Source organism: Brevibacterium sp. H602 (genome assembly GCF_051172395.1).
Lineage (GTDB): Bacteria > Actinomycetota > Actinomycetes > Actinomycetales > Brevibacteriaceae > Brevibacterium.
Map to the genome: position 1 here is coordinate 12,500 of NZ_JBPIZD010000002.1, position 17,583 is coordinate 30,082.

General features: G+C 62.2%; 15 protein-coding genes. 8 read left to right on the plus strand and 7 right to left on the minus strand.

Annotation, left to right across the window (positions count from 1 at the left end; genetic code table 11):
- The first annotated feature begins 53 nt into the window (after window positions 1-53).
- The 6 genes from ACSBQT_RS02225 (at window position 54) to ACSBQT_RS02250 (ending at window position 6,200) form a co-directional block, all read left to right on the plus strand.
- Complete coding sequence (locus ACSBQT_RS02225) at window positions 54-1,001, plus strand: hydroxymethylglutaryl-CoA lyase (RefSeq protein ID WP_410709506.1); 948 nt, start codon at window positions 54-56, stop codon at window positions 999-1,001.
- 1 nt (window position 1,002) lies between these two features.
- A complete protein-coding gene (locus ACSBQT_RS02230) occupies window positions 1,003-2,229 on the plus strand; it encodes a CaiB/BaiF CoA transferase family protein (protein ID WP_410709507.1) in 1,227 nt (408 codons plus the stop codon).
- Window positions 2,230-2,312: 83 nt separating this feature from the next.
- Window positions 2,313-3,377, plus strand: coding sequence for a Bug family tripartite tricarboxylate transporter substrate binding protein (locus ACSBQT_RS02235; protein WP_410709508.1), 1,065 nt, complete (start codon window positions 2,313-2,315; stop codon window positions 3,375-3,377).
- A complete protein-coding gene (locus ACSBQT_RS02240; RefSeq protein ID WP_410709509.1) occupies window positions 3,374-3,961 on the plus strand; it encodes a tripartite tricarboxylate transporter TctB family protein in 588 nt (195 codons plus the stop codon). Before ACSBQT_RS02235 ends, ACSBQT_RS02240 begins: the two co-directional genes overlap by 4 nt.
- 16 nt (window positions 3,962-3,977) lie before the next feature.
- The gene (locus ACSBQT_RS02245) at window positions 3,978-5,492 is read left to right on the plus strand and encodes a tripartite tricarboxylate transporter permease (RefSeq protein ID WP_410709510.1); all 1,515 of its coding nucleotides are present in this window, start codon (window positions 3,978-3,980) and stop codon (window positions 5,490-5,492) included.
- Between the two features lie 9 nt (window positions 5,493-5,501).
- A complete protein-coding gene (locus ACSBQT_RS02250) occupies window positions 5,502-6,200 on the plus strand; it encodes a helix-turn-helix domain-containing protein (protein WP_410709511.1) in 699 nt (232 codons plus the stop codon).
- Window positions 6,201-6,529: 329 nt separating this feature from the next.
- Here ACSBQT_RS02250 and ACSBQT_RS02255 read toward each other — a convergent pair whose 3' ends face one another.
- Entirely contained in the window at window positions 6,530-7,030 is a 501-nt protein-coding gene (locus tag ACSBQT_RS02255; protein ID WP_410709512.1) for an SRPBCC family protein, read from the minus strand.
- Between the two features lie 386 nt (window positions 7,031-7,416).
- Here ACSBQT_RS02255 and ACSBQT_RS02260 point away from each other — a divergent pair, with 386 nt between their 5' ends.
- Both ACSBQT_RS02260 and ACSBQT_RS02265 read left to right on the plus strand, forming a co-directional pair.
- Window positions 7,417-9,576, plus strand: a complete 2,160-nt coding sequence (locus ACSBQT_RS02260) for a hydantoinase/oxoprolinase family protein (RefSeq protein ID WP_435000782.1) — start codon at window positions 7,417-7,419, stop codon at window positions 9,574-9,576.
- On the plus strand, window positions 9,573-11,411 hold the full coding sequence (locus ACSBQT_RS02265; protein ID WP_410709514.1) for a hydantoinase B/oxoprolinase family protein: 1,839 nt from the start codon (window positions 9,573-9,575) through the stop codon (window positions 11,409-11,411). The genes ACSBQT_RS02260 and ACSBQT_RS02265 overlap by 4 nt, the downstream gene beginning before the upstream one ends.
- A gap of 64 nt (window positions 11,412-11,475) precedes the next feature.
- On the opposite strand, the gene ACSBQT_RS02270 is transcribed toward ACSBQT_RS02265, so the two are convergent.
- From ACSBQT_RS02270 to ACSBQT_RS02295, 6 genes are all read right to left on the minus strand, one after another.
- Window positions 11,476-12,165: a FadR/GntR family transcriptional regulator gene (locus ACSBQT_RS02270; RefSeq protein ID WP_410709515.1), complete on the minus strand. Its 690-nt coding sequence runs from the start codon at window positions 12,163-12,165 to the stop codon at window positions 11,476-11,478.
- A gap of 194 nt (window positions 12,166-12,359) precedes the next feature.
- Window positions 12,360-13,172 (minus strand): HpcH/HpaI aldolase/citrate lyase family protein, encoded by an 813-nt coding sequence (locus ACSBQT_RS02275; protein WP_435000783.1) that lies wholly within the window; start codon window positions 13,170-13,172, stop codon window positions 12,360-12,362.
- Between the two features lie 37 nt (window positions 13,173-13,209).
- Window positions 13,210-14,583: an MmgE/PrpD family protein gene (locus ACSBQT_RS02280; RefSeq protein WP_410709517.1), complete on the minus strand. Its 1,374-nt coding sequence runs from the start codon at window positions 14,581-14,583 to the stop codon at window positions 13,210-13,212.
- 14 nt (window positions 14,584-14,597) lie between these two features.
- Window positions 14,598-15,752 carry an acyl-CoA dehydrogenase family protein gene (locus ACSBQT_RS02285; RefSeq protein ID WP_410709518.1) on the minus strand — a complete coding sequence of 385 codons (1,155 nt, stop codon included), beginning with the start codon at window positions 15,750-15,752 and terminating at the stop codon, window positions 14,598-14,600.
- Window positions 15,753-15,756: 4 nt separating this feature from the next.
- Window positions 15,757-16,917, minus strand: coding sequence for a CaiB/BaiF CoA transferase family protein (locus ACSBQT_RS02290; RefSeq protein WP_410709519.1), 1,161 nt, complete (start codon window positions 16,915-16,917; stop codon window positions 15,757-15,759).
- Between the two features lie 77 nt (window positions 16,918-16,994).
- Complete coding sequence (locus tag ACSBQT_RS02295; RefSeq protein ID WP_410709520.1) at window positions 16,995-17,522, minus strand: MaoC family dehydratase; 528 nt, start codon at window positions 17,520-17,522, stop codon at window positions 16,995-16,997.
- Window positions 17,523-17,583: the final 61 nt, after the last annotated feature.

The following is a 17,583-nucleotide window of genomic DNA, read 5'->3' on the forward strand; positions in this document are numbered from 1 at the left end:
CGCGCGGCGACGAACCGTTTCCCGCTCAGCGGGAGCCTGCGTGAAGGAGTCCCATGGTCCGGCCCACGTCCGTCGACATCCTCGACACCACTCTGCGCGACGGGCTGCAGATCGAAAAGGCGATCGTGCCCACCGACGTCAAGGTTGCCCTGGCTGAGAACCTCATCGGCTCGGGCCTCAAGCACATCGAGGTCGGCTCCTTCGTCAATCCGAAGAAGGTCCCGCAGATGGCCGACACCGACGAGCTGCTGCGCCGCCTGGCTCCGCACGAGGCCGACGGAGTCGAGTTCTATACCCTCGTCTTCAACCTCAAGGGCGCCCAGCGGGCCGTCGACGCAGGCGCCAAGAACATCAAACTCGTGCTCTCGGCCTCCGAGGGGCACTCGAAAGCGAACTCCGACGCCTCCATCGCCGAGGCCTCCGACCGCCTCATGGACGCTGCCGTCTTCGCCCGTGACCAGGGACTGCGCTTCGACATCACGACCGCCGTGAGTTTCATCTGCCCCTTCGACGGGATCACCGAGGCGGACCACCTCGTCGAAGTCCTCCGCCCCTTCGTCGATGCCGGAGCCCACGGAGTCGGAGTCGCCGACACCATCGGCAACGCCAACCCGTCGCTGGTCCGCCGCAACACCTCGGCGGTCCTCGAGGCCTTCGCGGACAAACCTGTCAACCTCCACCTCCACGACACCTATAACTTCGGAATGGCCAACGTCATCGCCGCCCTCGACCTCGGGATCGCGAACTTCGACGCGGCCATGGGCGGACTCGGCGGCTGCCCATTCGCGCCGGGCGCTGCCGGCAACATCGGCACCGACGACCTCGTCCACCTCCTCCACCGCGAAGGCGTGGCCACCGGCGTCGACGTCGACGCGCTCACCGAGGTCCGCGAGCCCCTCATCGCCGCCGTCGGGCACAACCTCACCTCGAGCCTGTCCGACATTCCCGCCACCCCCGCGGTCTTCGACGACCGGTTCGCGGCCGCCTCGGCGAAGGCCTGAAATGACCACCGAGATGACCACCGAACACGCACCCGCAACGACCCCCGAACCCCTGCCGCTCGAAGGCATCCGCGTCATCGAGTTCTCCCACATGGTCATGGGGCCCAGCTGCGGGATGATCCTGGCCGACCTCGGCGCCGAGGTCATCAAGATCGAACCCCGCGGTCCCGGCGACAAGACCCGCTACCTGCCCGGGTCCGGATCCGGTCTTTTCCCCGCGTTCAACCGCAACAAGCACAGCGTCCAACTCGATATCGCCGAGGCGGCCGACCGTGACCGCGTCCTCGACCTCATCGATTCCGCCGACGTCCTCCTCGAGAACTTTCGCGTCGGCAAAATGGACTCGATCGGATTCGGATACGAGGAGTTGTCCGCACGGAATCCCGGACTCATCTACTGCTCCCTCAAGGGGTTCCTCTCCGGTCCCTACGGGAACCGGGCCGCCCTCGACGAGGTCGTGCAGATGCTCGGCGGACTGGCCTATATGACCGGCCCTCCCGGGCAGCCGCTGCGCGCCGGCGCCAGCGTCAACGACATCATGGGCGGAATGTTCGGAGTCATCGGCATCCAGTCCGCACTGCGGGTGCGCGAGACCACCGGCCGCGGAAAACTCATCAACTCCGCACTGTTCGAGAACAACGCCTTCCTCGTCGGCACGCATATGGCACAGTCCCAGATCAGCGGCGAACCACCCCGACCGATGCCGACCAGGCAGGCCACCTGGGCCGTCTACGATATCTTCCGCGACGCCGACGACAACCAGGTCTTCGTCGCTGCCGTCTCCGACGGGCAATGGCGCGACCTCTGCGACGAATTCGGGCTGACAGGGCTCGCCGCCGACCCGGACATGCTGACCAACCAGGGCCGGGTCGACCAACGCGACCGCATCCATTCAGAACTCCAGCAGGCACTGTCCCAGCTGAGCCTGGCCGAGATCGAAGAGAAGTGCACCCGGCGCGGACTGCCGGTCGCCCCGGTCAATACTCCCGCCGACCTCACCGACGATCCGCACCTCGTCGCCTCCGGAGCGCTCGCCCACACCGGGCTGCCGACGGGCGTCAGCGTCGATGTGCCGCTGCTGCCGCTGACCTTCGACGGGAACCGGCTCGGCCTGCGCAGCGATGTGCCGGAACCGGGCCGCCACAACAGCCACTACCGGGACGGCCCGGCAGTGCCGACGGGCCCACCGGTCGACGGGCCCCAGCCTGACGAGAACCGCCTGGACTGACAACTCGCTCAGCGGCACCACCAGCACCATACCCACCAATACACCACCAAATATCGAGAACCGAACACACAAGGGGACAGCTCATGCGATCAACGACGATCACACGCACACGGACGGCCGCCTCGGCGAAGGAAGGGTCGACGAGCACTCGCAAGCGCGCGGCGAAGATCGGAGCCGTGCTCGCCACGGTCGCCCTCGTCGCCACCGCCTGCGGAAACAAGGCGCAGCCCCCGGGCGAGGGCGGCGACTATCCGAAGGGACCGGTCACGGTCACCGCCCCGGCCGAACCCGGATCCGGCTGGGACACCACGGCACGGGCGCTGGTCGAGGCGCTGCAGAAGGACGACATCGTCTCGACGCCGCTGCCCGTGCAGAACAAACCCGGCGGCACCGGCTGCTCGTGGCTGACGTCGATGATGCAGCAGGAGAAGGGCAAGGACGATCAGATCGCCATCACCTCCCTGGCCAGCCAGACGATGAAGGCGCGCAATCTCTGCGAATTCGGTCCCGAAGACACGACTCTCATCGCTACCCTCTACGTCGAGGACTTCATGGTCGTGACCCCGAAGGACGGGGACTTCAAGGATCTCGACGCCCTGGTCAAGGCGCTCAAGGACGACCCGCAGAAGGTCACCGTCGCAGCCGCCGGAGACGACACCCTGCCGTTCGCCCTGTTTGCGAAGGAAGCCGGCGTCGACCCGGCCGACATCAACTTCGTCAACTACGACGGCGGCGGCGAGCAGACGACCGCCATGCTCAACGGGGACGCGAAGGTCGCCATCGCCGGCATGAGCGAATTCCGCTCCGTCATCGAAGCCGGTGACATCGAACCGCTCGTCACTTTCGCCCAGGAACCGCTGGCAGCGCCCTTCGACAAGGTGCCCACCGCGAAGGACTCCGGCTACGACGTGACCCTGGGCAACTGGCGCGGAGTCTACGGACCCGCCGAGATGCCGCAGGAAGCCGTCGACTTCTGGGCCAAGGCGCTCGAAGACGTGAGCAAGTCCGACGCCTGGCAGGAGACCCTGAAGAACAACCAGTGGGCCACCGAATTCCACACCGGTGACGAAGCACAGGCCTACGTCGATGACGCTGCGAAGACAGTGGAAGAAGGCGTGAAGGAAACCGATCTGGGCAACAGCAAATGACTGCTTTCCGCACCGACCTCATCACCGGCGGCGCCATCGCCGTCATCGGCGCGGTGTACTACATCGCGACGTTCTCCATCCAGGAGACCGCGAACATCGTCACCCCGCGCACCTTCCCCGCCATCGTCGGGATCGGACTCATCGTGCTCGGCCTCTTCCTGGCAGGTCAGGCCGTCCTCCGGCACCGGAAGGACACCCTCGCCGAGGCGGCGCCCGGGTCCGCGCGCTCGACCGCGGTGGGGGGTGGGGACGGTGCGGCCGCCTCGGCGGGGGAATCATCCCGTGAAACCGCCGACCGATCCTCCGGCCAGGAGGGGGCAGGCGGGATCGTCCTCGAGGCCCCACCGGAGCCGCAGGTGCGCAAGGTCGTGTTCCAGTTCGCGCTCTTCTTCGTCTACCTCGCGATCCTCATCCCGGTTGGATTCCTGCTGTCGACGGCGGCGTTTCTGATGGGGCTGACCAGCATCTATGCGCCGGAGAAGTGGATCCGCAACCTCATCTTCTCCGTCGTCTTCGCCGGCGTGGTCTACGCGGCGTTCGTCTACGGGCTCGCGGTGTACCTGCCCGTCGGGATCCTGGGTTAGGGGGGGGGGGGCGGACATGGATACTCTCATCGATCTGGGCGGCGGCTTCGCCTCGGCGCTCGAACCGGTCAGCCTCGCCTTCGCCCTCCTCGGCGTGCTGCTCGGCACAGTCGTCGGAGTGCTGCCGGGAATCGGACCGATCTCTGCGATCGCGATCCTCATCCCGGTCTCCTTCGGCATGGAGCCGGTGCACGGCCTCATCCTGCTGTGCGGAATCTACTACGGGTCGATGTACGGCGGTTCGATCACCGCTACGCTCATCAAAACCCCCGGTGAGGTCGCCAGCGCGGTGACCGCGATCGAGGGCTACGAGATGGCCCGCCGCGGTCGGGGCAAGGCCGCCCTGGCGACCGCGGCGATCGGTTCGTTCCTCGCCGGCACCCTGGCGATCATCGGGCTGACGTTCCTGTCCCCGGTGCTCGTCAAGCTCGCGAACGTCTTCGGCGCCACCGAATACTTCCTGCTCATGGCCACGGCTCTGCTGCTCGCGTCGACGATGTCGGCGGGCTCGCGGGCGAAGGCGCTCATCTCGATCTTCATCGGATTGGCCGTCGGCCTCATCGGCCTCGACTTCCAGACCGGGCTGCCCCGGCAGACGTTCGGGATGAGTCTGCTCTCCGACGGGATCGACTTCACGATCTTCGCGATGGCGCTCTTCGCTATCCCCGAGGCGATCCGGAACCTCGCGCTCGGACGTGGGGCCAAGGACGAGATCCAGAGCTTCGGCAACGACAAGTGGATGACGAAGGAAGACTGGCAGCGGTCGGCCGGGCCCTGGGCCCGCGGTTCCGTCGTCGGGTTCATCATCGGCATCCTGCCCGGAGTCGGTCCCTCGCTGGCTTCGTTCATGTCGTACATCATGGAGAAGCGGATCTCGAAGCGGAAGGACGAATTCGGTCACGGCGCCATCGAAGGCGTGGCCGGTCCGGAAGCGGCGAACAATGCCGGTGTCGGCGGTGCGATGATTCCGCTGTTCAGCCTCGGCATCCCGGGTTCGGCGACGACGGCGCTGCTGCTCTTCGTGTTCACGATGTACGGTCTGCAGCCAGGACCGCTGATCTTCCGGGACGAGACCGGACTGATCTGGACGATCATCGCGAGCATGTACATCGGCAACATCGCGCTCATCATCCTCAACCTGCCGCTGGTCGGGGTCTTCGTGAAGCTGCTGAAGATGCCCAAGGAGATCCTCTTCTCGTCCATCCTCGTGCTCGTGGTCATCGGCGCCTACGCCATCGAATTCAGCCTGTTCGGGCTGATGATGCTCGGCATCTTCGGAGTCATCGGCTACCTCATGGAGAAGGGCGGCATCCCCTTGGCTCCGGCGATCTTGGCGCTCGTGCTCGTACCGCTGCTCGAGGACAACTTCCGGCGCATGCTGCAGATCTCCGGCGGATCGTTCGCACCCCTGGTCACCAGGCCGATCTCGCTGTCGATCATCATCCTCATGGTGCTCGGCATCATCGGACCCATCATCTTCCGGTGGTGGGTGTCCCGGCGGAAGCTGCTCGCCGATGTGACGGTGTCGTGAGGAGTGGGAATGAAGAGTTCTGAACAGGCGCCGGCGGAGATCGGAGTCATCGACCGCAGTGCGGCCATCCTCGAAGTCCTCCAGGACTCGCCGATGACGGCTGCCGAGGTGTGCCGCCGCCTCGGCTATTCGAAGTCGACGACGTATCGGCTGCTGACCGATCTGCGGACGCACAAGTTCATCGTCCGTGACTCCTCGGGGCTGCTGCGGTTGGGGCCCTTCCCGGGCCGGCGCAATATCGCCACGACGAACTCGGTGCTCGACCATCTGCGGACGATGACCGGGGAATCCGTGCAGCTGTGGGTCCGAGTCGGTGAGGACCGTGTGTGCGTGCGCAATGTCGAAGCCGATCATGAGCTGCGCGTCTCGCGCGGAGTCGGGGCGGTGCTCCCGCTCGTCGATGGCGGCTCGGCTGCCCTGGCGCTGTGCGGGCCGGGAAACCCAGCGGAGTTCTACGCGACGAAGCAGGCACGGGTGGCCGGGACCGCCTCGGCGAGTGTGGCCTTCACCGTCGAGGCGATCGTGTTCGCCCTTTGCGTGTCCTACCCGCTGACACGGGAGCCGGACAACGTCGCCGGCGCCTATCGCAGCCTGCTCAGCCGCGCGGCCATCGAACTGCGGGCGCTGCTCGACGGCAGCGAGGAACTCGAAGTGCTGCGCGATATCGCCCGGCTGGCGCTGGGGGCCCGGAAGCAGACGGGGGAGTAGGCGGGGGAGTAGGCGGGACCTTTCCGCGCCTTCCGTCATTAGGTGGTCGTTTTGGTCACGTTCTGTTGAGCAACGCGTGACCAGAACGCCCACCCAAGGACGGTGAAGTCGCTGCAGCGAGGTATTCCGCCGTTGGTTCGGTCGGCGGATGTAGGTCACTCGGCCGGAGGCTGGCCGAGGTAGAAACCGGTGGTGCGTTCAGCGGCGGCGCGAGCCTGATCGACCGGTGTGCCTGCCGCCGCCGAGGCCTCGCCCCAGCGGGTGCTGGAGGTGCGGACGAATTCCTGTGCCGGCGCCGAGGTGACCCACTCGTTCTCGTCTTCTGGGCGTCACGTGCCGGCCACGAGATGGTTGGCGAGACCGAGGAGGGAGATGTCCCACCCGACCCCGGTGGCGCCCGGTCCGAACCGGACCCAGAAATCGGCGTTCGCCTCACCTGCGTGCGAGTGCTCGAGGGTGAGGCGTGCGCCGCCGTCTGCCTCGGCGATGCGGACGGTGACGTGGCTGACTCCTCCCGCGAATTCCCAGGTCAGCGAGTAGAAGTGGGGCGGTTCGCAGCTCTCGATCGTGCCCGAGGCATTGCCTTCGATCTGGTAGCGGTCGCCGAGTTCGAGGTCGCCGCTGACCGGAGCGAACCAGCGCTGGAGCCGGACCGGGTCGGTGCAGGCTTCCCAGAGGTCGGCGACTGTGGTCGGGTAGGTCTGGCTCAGCGTCTGGACCGTGTGCTGGGTGTCGCTCCCGACGGTGATGTTGAGCCCGCGGTCGACGGCGTCGGCCTGCGCGGCGAGGACCTGGTCTTCGGTGGGGCGACTGGAGTCGGAGGTGGTCATCAATGCTCCTCGAAGGTCGTCGATGATCTGACGGCGGTTGAAAGTGAGGTGCGGGAGGTCCGCCGAAGATCGGCGGTACTTCATGGTAACCAAGGATGCGCAGCGGTGGAATGGTGTCTGATTCGGCTTCTGCCAGACGGCACTGTCACTTTGCGCGGGCGATCTCGGCTGAGAGCATGTCCAATTGCGGGACCCAGCAACGACGGAATGGAGTGAGCCACTCGTCGACGCCGCGCAGTGGTGCCGCCTCGGTGTCGAACGGAGGGGAACTGGATCCGGTATAGAAGGGTATCCCGATCGCTTAAACATCAGGTATTTATGTAAGTATTCTCGTGATTTCCCGGAAATGTTGTCGGAAATTGGGTCTAGCGGCCTCTATATATCTGATGTATATTCGCTTCAGTGGTGCGCACAGAGCAGTGTCAGCCATCACTGAAATCCTCCTACACATTGATTGGACTTCCATGAGACGACTTGGAGTTGACGTCGGCGGAACCTTCACCGACCTGGTCCTATGGGACGACGACGGCACAACCACAGTACATAAGACACCTTCGACCAATGAGGACCCGTCAGTCGGCACGATGAAGGGGATCTCTGCGCTGGCGGTCAAAGCGGAGATCGACCTCGAAAGCATCGACATGTTCTTCCACGGGACGACTGTGGCGACCAACATCGTCCTCGAGCACAACGGTGACGATGTTGGACTGATCACGACTGAAGGGTTCAGGGATCTCCTCCACATTGCGCGGAAGAAGCGTCCTCTGAACTATTCGAACTATCAGGAGCTGCCTTGGCAGAAATGGCAATTGGTTCCTCGCCGAAACAGGCGGACAGTGCCCGAACGCATAGATGCGTCCGGAGCCGTTCTCACCTCGCTGGACGAAGACGCCGTTCGACAGGAAGCGCGGCTCCTGCGGGAGCGTGGAGTTGCTGGGGTGGCCATCGCGTTCCTGCACGCCTACAAGAATCCCGCCCACGAACAACGGGCACGCGAAATCGTAGAGGAAGAGTTCCCAGAGGCGTTCATCTCGCTGTCCAGCGGAGTTGCCAGCCAGTATCGAGAGTACGAGCGATTCTCGACGACCGCCCTCAACGCCTTCGTCGGACCGAAGACATCGAACTACATCTCGAAACTCGTCGACGAGGCGAGTGCCGCGGGCGTGAGCGACGACGTCCACCTCATGACCTCCGCTGGCGGACTCGTCACTGCCAGGAGCGCTCGCCAAACCCCGGTTTCGCTCCTGACGAGTGGTGTCGTCGCCGGGCTCATCGGAGGCTGCGCAATCGGAGCGGCCTCCGGCTATCCGAGCGTAATCACGCTTGATGTGGGTGGCACTTCGGCCGACGTCGGAGTCGCACCCGACGGACGTCTGCGGATGAAACACTTGCTCGATACCCGTATCGGCGACTACCACGCAATGGTTCCCATGGCTGAAGTCGACACCATCGGGGCAGGCGGTGGCTCGATCGCATCGATCGACGAAGGAGGCATGTTCCGTGTCGGCCCACGCAGCGCCGGTGCGGTGCCGGGGCCCGCGTGTTTCGGCCGTGGTGGCACTGAACCCACCTCGACTGATGCCATGGTGGTCCTCGGATGGTTGCGTGAGAAAAGCTTCCTCTCGGGAACCATGGAAGTCCGACCGCAGCTCGCAGAAGAGGCAGTGAGGAAACAAATCGCTGAACCCTTGGGCCAGAGCATCGAGAAGGCGGCTATGGGCATCTTCACGGTGCTCGCGCATTCGATGACCGAAGCGATCAGTCTGCACTCGGTCCGCAAGGGCTACGATCCACGAGACTTCTCCCTGGTCGCCGAAGGCGGCGCCGGTCCGCTCTTCGCATGGCATATCGCAAAGCAACTCGATATTCCGCGGATCATTGTGCCAACGCACCCTGGGATCACTTCAGCGGTGGGCCTCCTGGCCACCGATATCCGCTACGAAGTTCCGACCACGGTGTGGACTTCGTCGGATGAGGCAGACATCGACCTGCTTGCGCGCGAAGTCGCTCGCCTGACCGACCAAGCCGTCGCGCAGCTCAAAGGCGACGGAATCCCTGATGAGCACATTGACGTTGAGTGCAGCGTTGACTGCAGGTACGTCGGGCAAGGCTACGAACTGCGAGTTCAGGCACCGAGCGGTGAGATCGATGCCGACTGGGTGGAACGGGTCGCTCAAGCCTTCCACGAGCAACACGGGCGTATGTACTCACAACGGTTTGACGACAAGCCGGTTCAATTGGTCAATGTGCGGATGACCGGTATTGGAATGGTGCCTCAGATCAGGCTTCCGAAGATCGATGTTGGCGATGCCGACTCCTCTCCTGCGAAGGTGGCGACGACACAGACTCTGATGTGGACGGATGACGCGGGCGATCCGGAATGGGTCGATACAGACGTCTATTCCCGAGAGCTTCTTTGTTCGGGCAACGTATTCGAAGGACCGGCCATTGTCGAACAATTCGATTCGACAACTGTCATTGGAATCGGGCAACGGGCCACAGTTGATGACCTCGGACACATCATCATCGAAAGGTACGCACAATGAGTGAAACGACAATGCCGAAGACAGGTGTCTCGCTGGCTCCTGAGGTTCCTCATCGCACGTGGAACCCGGTCGAGGTCGACCCAATCACCCTGCGTGTGATCGGAGGCGCCCTCGATTCCATGGCGAAGGAGATGGCCCAGGTTCTCTACCGGATGGCGTATTCGAGTCTCATCCGAGAATCAGAGGACTTGGGAGCTGGAATCTTCGATGTCTATGGACGGGAACTCTGCGAATCGGACTCGACACCGATGCACTGTGGGTCGATCCCTGCCTATATCAAGGGAGTGAATCGACGGCTTGCAGGAACCTACCGTCCCGGAGATGTGATTCTCCATAACCATCCGTACCACGGTGCAGCTCACTCGCCTGATTACGGAATCATCATTCCCATTTTCTGGAACGACGAACACATCGGTTTCGCCGGATGCACAGGGCACGTATCGGACATTGGCGGTAATTTCCCGGGACTGTGCATGGACGTTGTCGACGTCTGGGCAGAGGGCAAGCTGATGGACTCGATGAAGATCTACGATGCGGGCGTGCGCAACGACATGCTCATTCAGCACATCCTCGACAACGTCAGAACGCCGGAGCAGAACCGCGGCGACCTCGAGGCGCTCGTGTCATGCGCTCGTATCGGGGAAAAGAGATTCGTCGAACTCCTCGAGACGTATGGCCTCGATACTGTGATGAGCGCGAGCGAAGCCTGGATGGACTATTCGGAGAACATGCTCCGGAGCCGGATTCGCGAATTGCCGAACGGCAGCTATGAAGCGCCGATCGGCTACCTCGACGATGATGGGAAGAACCGCGGAGTCCCATTGAAGGTGGAGGTCCGAGTCGACATCGAAGACGACGAAGTGCTTATCGATCTCACCGGTTCGAACGACCAGGTTCCTACAGCATTCAACGTTCCCTTCGAAGGCTCGGTGTTGCCGGTTGCGGTGAGCGCCATCCGAACGATATTGCTCGACGAGGAGACGACTCCGGAATACGTCCCTCAAAACGACGGCTGCTTCCGTCCGGTCCGGGCCTATGCCCCCGAGGGAACAATATTCAACCCAGACTTCCCTGCTTCGTGCTTTGCTCGATTCTCACAGGTCAATCGTGTCTTCGACTCGATCAACTTGGCGTTGGCACCGATTCTGCCGGACCAGGCGGTTGCCGGTTCATCGTCCGCGCTCTGCGCCATCGCATATTCGGGAGTTGCGGAAGATGGAGAGAGCTACTGGGTGTACATCGAGATCAATGAAGGTTCGTACGGTGGTCGCAATGGCCGAGATGGGCTCGACGCCGTCGACGCGCTGATGGCGAATACGAGAAACAACCCGATTGAGGAACTCGAACTCAACCACTCCATGCGCGCCGAACGATACGAGCTGCGCGATGAATCTCCGGCACCAGGACAATGGAGAGGCGGCATTGGCAGTGTCCGCCGCTGGCTGATGATGACAGACACCTTCCTCGGGTCCGAGGCCGACAATCGAAGCGATCCGCCCGCGGGTGTGTTGGGCGGCGCGGACGGAGTCTCCGGGTCTTTCGTTCGCAATCCTGGAACGGCACGAGAAGAGGTGCTCCATTCGAAGGTCACTCAGGAGATCGTTTACGCAGGAGACACCTTGGAGATCCGGATGCCCTCAGGAGGCGGATTCGGCGACCCTTTCAGGAGAGACCCCTTTGCGGTTCTCCATGATGTATGGGATGAGTATCTGACCTCGGAAGAGGCTGCTCGTGATTATGGTGTCGTCATCGATACTGAACGGTGGGTCGTCGACGATGCGGCAACGTCGGCACTGAGGTCTCGAGATTCTCAAGTTCGAAACGCCGAGAATTGATCTGCGTAATGCTCAGCACTAGTGAGGGCCCTCTTCTTGTAGGAGGGCCCTCACTAGTACCGAATCAGAGACCGCGACTGCGGTAGTACTCAGAGACGGAATCCAGATGCTGGCGCATGAGTGACATCGCGGCCATGGAGTCACGTCGGACGATCGCGTCGAAGAGCGCCGAATGATCGTGGCTCACGCTGGTGCCGATGTTTGCAGCAGCATTCGCTTCGCCGACGATGTTCTGCAGTGCATTGAACAGAGGGATCGTCACGACTTCGAGCAAGGGGTTGTGCGCCGCCTCGACGATCTGCTGATGAAAGGTCGAATGGCTGGAAAACGATGATTCTTCGCTGCGCAGACTCGGATCCGAGTTTCGCAGCTTTTCCAGGTCGTCGTCGGTTCGCCTCGAGGCGGCATAGCCGGCTGCCGGCACTTCGGTGACGTGTCGGATCTCCATGAGATCGTCGATTGAGATCGAGTCGGAGGTCGCCAGGAGCGTGACTCCGACTTCCAACTGCGAACCCAAATGACCGACCGTCGGAATCGTGACGAATGTGCCCCCGTTGACGCCGCGAACGCTCTTGACCAGATGCTCGCTCGACAGGGTACGCAGTGCTTCGCGAATGGTGCTCTGTCCGACAGCGTAGGTCTCGCGCAGATCGGCATCCGAGGGCAGGCGAGAGCCGGGAGCAAAGGTCCCGTCGAGGATGTTTCGACGGATCTTCTCAGCAACGACGGCGTAGGCGGTTTTCGACTCAACCATCTGAAGTCCTGACCGTCATTCGGTTGAGGCGGGCGCACTGGGGCATTCTGTCCACTCTCCTTGTCAGGCTCGTCGAGTCGGTCGTCTGCAGCCGAAGACGATCGCCTGTGATGCCATGGTAGTGCGATAGCCGTCCACAGAGTGCTTGGCTCGCGCACATCCGTGTCGGATCGAGGTGCCGCCGGGTACTCAGGTCAGTGGGCCCTGGCGAGAACACTTTCCGCCCTGCGGATGATGACTTCGTCGACGAGCTCGCCATCGAGGACGAACGCACCTGCAGCTCGGGATTCAGCTTCGGAGACCACAGTCGCTGCCCAAGCCACCTCTGACTCGCTGGGGGCGAACTCGCCGCGAATGATTTCGATCTGTTTCGGGTGGATCGCCAGTTTGCCGTCCATTCCGTACGCTGACGCTATTGCGGCGGCACGTCGCAGCCCCGCATCGTCGGCCACAGTGGCATGCACCGAGTCGATGACGGGAACGTGGTGAGCGCGACCTGCGAAGAGCAGTGTCGCCCGGGCGAATGCGAGCAGGTCCTCGAACACACCGGCGGTCCCTTTTGTGTCGCGCGCTCCCAGATCCAATTGCAGATCTGCCGTTCCCAAGGCCAAAGCATCGACGTTGGGGTGAGCCGCGATGCGATCGGATTCGACGACCCCGCGAGCCGTCTCGACGAGGGCGACGACGCTGAAGCCAGCTAGCTGAGTGAAGGGCTGATGTGATTCTGCCATCGGAACCATGACGGAACCGAAACCCAACTCCCGTGCGAGCTCGATGTCTCGTTCGGCATGAGCAGTAGACAAGCCGTTGATGCGCAGGCAGGCCCGTGTCGGAACGAACTCGGATCGCCGCAGCAGGCTTCGGGCTGTCTCCTTATCTGCTTCGCGAACTCCGTCTTCGAGGTCGATGACCATCTGGTCGCTGACAGCAGCGGCTTTCGCGAAGCGCTCGGGCCGGTCTGCCGGGACGAACAGCCATCCGGGGCCAGACAGGTCTGTTTTCGGCATGTTCGTAGTGTTGACGTTCCCTGGCCCGGATCCGACGTCAACCACAGAAACCTCCGATGACAGCGGCGGCTGGTCGGTCGACTGGAGCATCTGTCACGATTGCTGCGATCTCCGCTGCCCGCGCGGAGCCGACGACCGGGGCAGCGCACATGGAGAACTTCTCAGCTACCTCGGCGTTGGTCAACGGACGGGATTCGTGACCACGATTGATCTGCTCCGCCTCGTGGAAAGCAGTGCCGTCGTCGAGCGTAATAGCCAGGTCTCCTGAGAAGGCCTTCGGATAGAGGCTCTCTGGGTCGTGTTCGACGTCCATCTGTGCAGCTACACTGAGAACCGACTCATCGGTGCGAGCCTTTTCGTCGAGTTCCGAGAACGTGATCTGCCCATGCCGCAGAGCAGCAGCTGTGAGATAGGGCAGGCTGAACTTGGCATCGTACTCGCTGCGGGGACGCAGCTTGTCCGCGGCCGGTTTGCAGACCACCGCGCCTGGTACATCGTGGATCTTCGCCGAGATCGATGTGATTCGGTCGAAGTCGAAGTTCGGTTCCTGCCGGAGACGCAACGCGATATCGATGAACGAATGGGTGAAGTGGCACGTGGGGAACGGTTTGACGGCAACATTCGCCACTTCCCACGACTCACCGAGGTTCTCGAACGCTCCGAGCCCCGGGACGCTTTCGTCCTGGATGTGAGTTCGATAAAGACCGAATCGGCCTTCGTAGATTTCCGTCGGGCCCGTGTATCCGGCAGCGGCGAGCGAGACGGCATGGAGACCTGCGTTGGCCGCCCAACCTGGGTGCAGCCGTTTTGTCGGAGCTCCCTCATCGAGGAACTGGAGGAGGCCGGAGGAGAACGAACCGACGATGCCCTGAGCGTCAACGAGTTTGTCGATAGGAAGTCCGCGTAAGACGCCGACACCGACTGCCGATCCGAACGCCCCGAGGATGCCCGTGGGGTGGAATCCTTTGTCGTGGAACCGTCCGTCAACGGCCATTCCCAGACGAGAGTTCACCTCGATGGCGAGAATGTAGCTGAGCAGCAGGTCGCCGAAGCTGATCGATTCGTCAGTGGCGCTGGCGCTGATGACAGCAGCAAGAGAGGAAGCGCTGACGTGCGATACGGCCGCTATGTGCGTGTCGTCGAAGTCATGGCCGTGGATCATCAGACCGTTGGCGATCGCTGCTCCGGTCTTCGAGAGCGTGGTCGAGCTGCCGATGACCGGTGTCTCACCGGGGTTGAGCTCCGCGAGTCCGGCCAAAGTGACTGCTGCGAATTCCTGATTGCTGGCGGCAAGGGCGACACCGACGGAGTCGAGCAGAAGGTGGCGGGCACGCGACTGTACGTCTGACGGAATGTCATCGAGGCTGATCGAAGCAACTGATGAGGCAATTGATTCTGAGATGCTGGTCATGAGAACTCCTGATATCAAATCGCGGTGCGGCCGGAGAAGATCGACTTGGCGATCACTGTGTTGAGGATGTCATTGGTGCCCTCGCCGATGCTCATCAGAGGTGCATCGCGATACAGCCGTTCGATCTCATACTCCTTGGAATAGCCGTAGCCGCCGTGGATGGACATCGCTTCGATTGCGGATTCGAGGGCGACTTCTGAACAGAAGACCTTTGCCATGCCGGTCTCTCCGTCTGCCCGACCTTTGAGCAGCGACTGAGCCGACCAGTACATCAGCTGACGCGCCGCCTGCACGCGTGTTGCCATCCGTCCGACCCGCAGTTGGATCGCTTGGAAATGGGAGATGGGCTGACCGAAGGATTCGCGTTCCTGAGCGTAGGTGACTGATTCTTCGAGTGCCCTTTGCGCGATGCCGACGGAACGTCCAGCGATATTCACTCGTCCCCATTGCAGGGCAGAGAGTACCTGCTGCATACCTCGGCCCTCGACTCCGCCGAGCAGAGCGTCGGCGCTCACTTCGCAGTTGTCGAAGACGATCTCACAACTCTCGGGGCCCTTGTAGCCGAGCTTCGGGATGTCCTTGGTGACTTCGAAACCGGGGGTGTCCGCGCTGACCAGGAGGATGCTCATTCCCTTGTGAGCCGGTGTTGTTGCGGTATCGGTCTTCACGAGAACCGGCAACGGATCGGCATGCCTCGCATTGGTGATCCACATCTTGGCCCCGTTGATGATGTACCTGTCGCCGACCTTCTTCGCCGTCGTCTTGATGCCCTGCAGATCGGTCCCGGCATCGGGCTCGGTCAGAGCGAGGGCTGTGCGCTGCTTTCCCGAAGCGAGGGCGGAGAGATGCTTCGACTTCTGCTCGTCGGTGCCGTGTTCGGCGATCATCTTCGCCGCCATCGTGTGGCTACCGAGGACTCCAGCGATGCCCATCCATCCACGGGCAAGCTCCTCGAAAACGATTCCGAAAGAGACAGGATCGATGTTCAGGCCGTCGTGCTCCTCGGGGATGGTCAGCCCGAACAGTCCCATCTCTTTGAGCTTGTCAATGATGTCAGTCGGGTATTCACCCTCTGCCTCCATCTCTCGGGCTACGGGGATGATCTCCTTGTCGACGAAAGTCCGAAGCGATGTCTTGAAATCGCTCTGTTCTTCGCTGAGTTCGAACATTCTCTCAGGCTCCTTTGCTGTTCGTGGTGGTGTCGAGCTCTTCCAGGAGCTCGGCGCGGTGTTCATCGATCGTCGGGGCGGCAAGATTTCTCGTCAGCGGCGGTCCGACTCGCGGTGCCGTTGCAATATTGCGGATCGTTCCCCACCGATGGTGTTCGGTGTCGAAGACCAGACCCCGTTCGGTGACCAGTGGGTCTTGCAGCGCCTCAGCCACACTCTTGACCTTGGCCACGGGAACTCCGGCTGTCTCCAACAGTTCGACCCACTCATCGGCGGTGCGCTTGAGGAACGCTTCGTCGAGGATGTCGAGGAGCTCTGTACGGTGCTCGATCCGATTGTCGAAGCTTGAGAACCTGTCTTCGGTCAGTCTTTCATCTCCGACCACCTCGGCGAGGCGGAGATAGAACTTCTCTTTGGCACAGCCGACGGTCATCCAACCGTCGCTGGTCTCGAAGGCTTGAAACGGGACGAGTGACGGGTGGGAGGACTTGGGAGTTCGCTGCGGCTCAAATCCCTCGTTGAGGTGCCAGTTGCCCACGTAGGTCAGCATCGACACCGCCGTGTCGAAGAGGCTGAGGTCGCAGTCAGTGCCCACTCCGTCTCGACGGGCGGCATGGACCGCCGCGAGCATCGAGATTGCGGCGACGAGTCCGCCGCTGAAGTCGACGAGGGACAGACCTGATTTCGTGGGTGGTCCGTCGGGCTCGCCCGTGATGTCCATCCATCCGGCTGCAGATTGGAGCATGTAGTCGTAGCCCGGCCGCTTCGCTGCCGAACCTCCGCCATAACCTGACAGGTTGCAACACACGATTTGAGGATTGATTTCTTGCAGGTCAGCGTAGGTGATGCCGAGTTTGGCCGGAACATCGCCGCGGAGATTCGAATAGACGACGTCGGCGCTGGCAACGAGGCGGTCGAAGATCTCACGATCGTCTGCATCACTCAAGCTCAGTGCGATGCTGCGCTTGTTTCGGTTGAAGGACTCGTAGAAAAGCGAATCGGTATCTTCGCGAAACGGCGGAACGTAACGTCCGATATCGCCGCCGGTGTTCGGGTCTTCGATCTTGATGACATCGGCGCCCAGATCGGCGAGTTGCATGGATCCCCAGGGGCCTGCACCGTACTGTTCGACAGCGATGATTCGGATGTCTTCAAGGGGCTGCATCCTGTCTCCTCTTGAGCTCGTTGTGTTGTCTTGATGCGTAGTCCGCGGCTGCGGGAAAGGCGTGCTCATCATGGTGCTCAGCTGTAGTCGCTGACCGAGTCCGTCGCGTCGGGGAAATGCCCTTGGCCGATTCCGCTGTCTCTCGTGGCGATCATGACCGAACGCTTCCAGCTGACCACGGTGACGCCGTCCTGGTTGAGGCCGCGAGTCGTCATCGAGATGATGCCTGCGTAGTCACGGGACTTCGACCGACGAGCCTCGGTGCACACGCTTTCCGCGTAGAGCGTGTCGCCGACATAGACGGGGTGGCGGAAGTTGATGTCCGTGAAGGCGAGGTTCGAGATCGCGTTCTGACTCATGTCGAACACGCTCAGGCCGAGCACCATGGCCACAGTGAGACCGGAGTTGACGATGATCTTGCCGCCGGTGATCGGATTCTGCGAAGCGAAGTGTTCGTTGAAGTGGTTCTGGTTCGTATTGAGGGTCAGGTTGGTCAACCAGACGTTGTCTGCCTCGGTGATGGTGCGTCCGAAAGGGTGCTGATAGATGTCACCGACGGTGTAGTCCTCGAAGAACCGGCCGATGGTGGCGTCGTGGATTGTCATGTTTCTACTTTCTTAGTGGGCAGTGGCTGAAAAGTCAGGGGAGTGCTGTCTCATCGGAAAA

Excerpts from the sequence above, each read along its gene's own strand:
- ACSBQT_RS02225 (WP_410709506.1), top strand. The coding sequence starts at position 54 with ATGGTCCGGCCCACGTCCGTCGACATCCTCGACACCACTCTGCGCGAC.
- ACSBQT_RS02230 (WP_410709507.1), top strand. The coding sequence starts at position 1,003 with ATGACCACCGAGATGACCACCGAACACGCACCCGCAACGACCCCCGAA.
- ACSBQT_RS02235 (WP_410709508.1), top strand. The coding sequence starts at position 2,313 with ATGCGATCAACGACGATCACACGCACACGGACGGCCGCCTCGGCGAAG.
- ACSBQT_RS02240 (WP_410709509.1), top strand. The coding sequence starts at position 3,374 with ATGACTGCTTTCCGCACCGACCTCATCACCGGCGGCGCCATCGCCGTC.
- ACSBQT_RS02245 (WP_410709510.1), top strand. The coding sequence starts at position 3,978 with ATGGATACTCTCATCGATCTGGGCGGCGGCTTCGCCTCGGCGCTCGAA.
- ACSBQT_RS02250 (WP_410709511.1), top strand. The coding sequence starts at position 5,502 with ATGAAGAGTTCTGAACAGGCGCCGGCGGAGATCGGAGTCATCGACCGC.
- ACSBQT_RS02255 (WP_410709512.1), bottom strand. The coding sequence starts at position 7,030 with ATGACCACCTCCGACTCCAGTCGCCCCACCGAAGACCAGGTCCTCGCC.
- ACSBQT_RS02260 (WP_435000782.1), top strand. The coding sequence starts at position 7,417 with ATGTATATTCGCTTCAGTGGTGCGCACAGAGCAGTGTCAGCCATCACT.
- ACSBQT_RS02265 (WP_410709514.1), top strand. The coding sequence starts at position 9,573 with ATGAGTGAAACGACAATGCCGAAGACAGGTGTCTCGCTGGCTCCTGAG.
- ACSBQT_RS02270 (WP_410709515.1), bottom strand. The coding sequence starts at position 12,165 with ATGGTTGAGTCGAAAACCGCCTACGCCGTCGTTGCTGAGAAGATCCGT.
- ACSBQT_RS02275 (WP_435000783.1), bottom strand. The coding sequence starts at position 13,172 with ATGCCGAAAACAGACCTGTCTGGCCCCGGATGGCTGTTCGTCCCGGCA.
- ACSBQT_RS02280 (WP_410709517.1), bottom strand. The coding sequence starts at position 14,583 with ATGACCAGCATCTCAGAATCAATTGCCTCATCAGTTGCTTCGATCAGC.
- ACSBQT_RS02285 (WP_410709518.1), bottom strand. The coding sequence starts at position 15,752 with ATGTTCGAACTCAGCGAAGAACAGAGCGATTTCAAGACATCGCTTCGG.
- ACSBQT_RS02290 (WP_410709519.1), bottom strand. The coding sequence starts at position 16,917 with ATGCAGCCCCTTGAAGACATCCGAATCATCGCTGTCGAACAGTACGGT.
- ACSBQT_RS02295 (WP_410709520.1), bottom strand. The coding sequence starts at position 17,522 with ATGACAATCCACGACGCCACCATCGGCCGGTTCTTCGAGGACTACACC.